Source organism: Streptomyces sp. NPDC040410 (assembly GCF_055595715.1).
This window is the reverse complement of sequence record NZ_JBVIVK010000065.1, coordinates 1-2502: the sequence shown is the minus strand read 5'-3', so window position 1 is coordinate 2502 and position 2502 is coordinate 1. Positions and strand designations below refer to the sequence as shown.

Genomic DNA, 2502 nt, shown 5'->3' with positions numbered 1-2502 from the left:
AGTACATGGTGCCGTCCGCCTTTGTGACCCTGGACGAGCTGCCGCTGACAGTGAACGGGAAGCTGGACCGCAAGGCCCTGCCCGCGCCGGAGTACGCCAGTGGTACGGGTCGGGCTCCGGCCACCGTGCAGGAGGAGATCCTGTGCGGGGTGTTCGCCGAGGTGCTGGGGCTGGAAACGGTCGGGGTGGAGGACAACTTCTTCCGCCTCGGCGGGCATTCGCTGCTGGCGGTGTCGCTGGTGGAGCGGTTGCGTGGTCGGGGTGTGTCGGTGTCGGTGCGGGCGTTGTTCGAGTCGCCGACGCCGGCAGGGCTGGCGCGGGCCGCTGGGACAGGGTCGGCGGAGGTGCCCGAGAACCTGATTCCGGCAGACGCGGACCGGATCACGTCCGAGATGCTGCCGTTGGTGGAGCTGTCGCAGGCCGAGATCGACAGGGTGGTGGCCTCGGTCGAGGGTGGCGCGGCGAACATCGCCGATGTGTATCCGCTCGCGCCCTTGCAGGAGGGCCTGCTCTTCCACCACCTCGTGGCGGCTGATGGCGCGGATGTCTATGTGACTGTGCGGGTGGTCGAGTTTGCGTCGCGGTCCCGGTTGGACGAGTTCGCGCGGGCCCTTCAGCAGGTGGTGGACCGGCACGACATCTACCGGACCGGTGTGGTGTGGGAAGGGTTGCGGGAGCCGGTCCAGGTGGTGTGGCGGAGGGCGGCGCTGACTGCCCAGGAGCACCGGATCGACACCGAGCACCCCGATCCCGCGGACGCTCTGCTGGCCGTGGTGGGCTCGGTGATGGATCTGGGGCGTGCGCCGCTGATGGATCTGCATGTGGCGGAGGTGGTCGGGGGCCGGTGGCTGGCTGCGGTGCGGATGCATCACATGTTGCAGGATCACTTGGGCATGGATGTGCTGCTGCGGGAGTTGCGGGCGGTGCTGACGGGTCGGGCGGAGGAGTTGGCGCGGGCGTTGCCGTTCCGGAACTTCGTGGCGCAGACGCGGCGGGTCTCGCGCGCGGACCATGAGCGGTTCTTCGCCGGGCTGCTGGGTGATGTGACCGAGCCGACCGCGCCCTTCGGAGTGCTGGACGTACGCGGCGACGCCAGCGGTATGGCGACCGAGCTGGTCGAAATGCCGCGCGATCAGGTGGCCCAACTTCGGTCATCGGCACGGGCATTGGGCGTCAGTCCGGCGACGGTGCTGCATGTGGTGTGGTCGCGGGTGCTGGCGGTGCTGTCCGGCCGGGACGACGTGGTGTTCGGAACCGTGCTGTTCGGGCGGATGAACGCCGGTGAGGGTGCCGACCGGGTGCTGGGTCCGTTCATCAACACGCTGCCGGTGCGAGCCCGGACGAGTCAGGTCGGGGTACGGGCCGCGGTGGAGGCCATGCGGGACCAGTTGGCCGCGCTGCTGGAGCATGAGCACGCACCCCTGGCCGTCGCGCAGCAGGCCAGCGGGATCGCGGGCAACACCCCGCTGTTCACCGCCCTCTTCAACTACCGGCACGCAGAACACGACACAGACAACGCTGAACAACAGTCGCTGCCAGGCATCCAGCAGGTCTCCCGCCGAGACGGCACCAACTACCCGCTGACCGTTGCGGTCAACGACCTGGGGCCGGACACCGTCAGCTTCACCGTGGAGGCGGTGGCACCGGTCGACGCGACGGTGGTCGGACGGCTGCTCGCGACGACGACGCGGAACGTGCTGGACGCTTTGGACGCCGACTCCGACATGGCGCTCGGTGGCGTGCCGGTTCTGGATTCGGGTGAGCGGGATCGGTTGCTGGTGGAGTGGAATGACACCGGGGCGGAGGTGTCGGACGCATCGGTGGTGGAGTCGTTCGAGCGGTGGGCAGTTTCGGCTCCGGACGCGGTGGCGGTGGTCAGCGAGGGCGTCGAGGTGTCGTACGGCGACCTGGACGCGGCGGCGAGTCGGCTGGCGCACTACCTCCGCAGTCAGGGGGTTGGGCCGGAGTCCGTGGTGGCGCTGCGATTGCCGCGCGGCCCGGAGATGATCACTGGGATTCTGGGTGTGTGGAAGGCCGGTGGCGCCTATCTGCCGATCGACACTCAACTGCCCGCAGAGCGGATCGAGTTCATGCTCGCGGATGCGGGTGTGGGCGTGGTGGTGGGTCCGGAGGACCTGGATCAGCCCGGTGCGCCTGTCGAGTTCGAAACGACCACGGCCGGTGATCTGGCGTATGTGATCTATACGTCGGGTTCGACGGGGACGCCGAAGGGTGTGGCCGTCTCGCACGCTTCGCTGGCGAATCTGGTATCGGTGTTCGGGCCGGTGATGGGTGCTGGTCCTGGTGTGGGCGTCTTGCAGTTCGCCTCCTTCAGTTTCGACGCGTCGGTGCTGGATGTGGCGGTGGCGTTGTCGTCGGGTTCGGCGCTGTGGATCGCCAGTGATGAGCAGCGGGAAGAGCCCCGGCGGTTGGCGGAGTTGGCGGGTGTGCGGGCTGCGAGTGTGGTGCCGTCGTTGCTGGGGGTGTTGGAGCCTGCCGATC

1 protein-coding gene is annotated in these 2502 nt (G+C 68.6%); it reads left to right on the top strand.

Translation table 11 applies throughout. The features are described 5' to 3' along the window. Positions 1–23: 23 nt before the first annotated feature. Positions 24–2502: AMP-binding protein (locus ACZ562_RS38285; protein ID WP_471189329.1), on the top strand; the 2479-nt coding region annotated here is incomplete at its 3' end.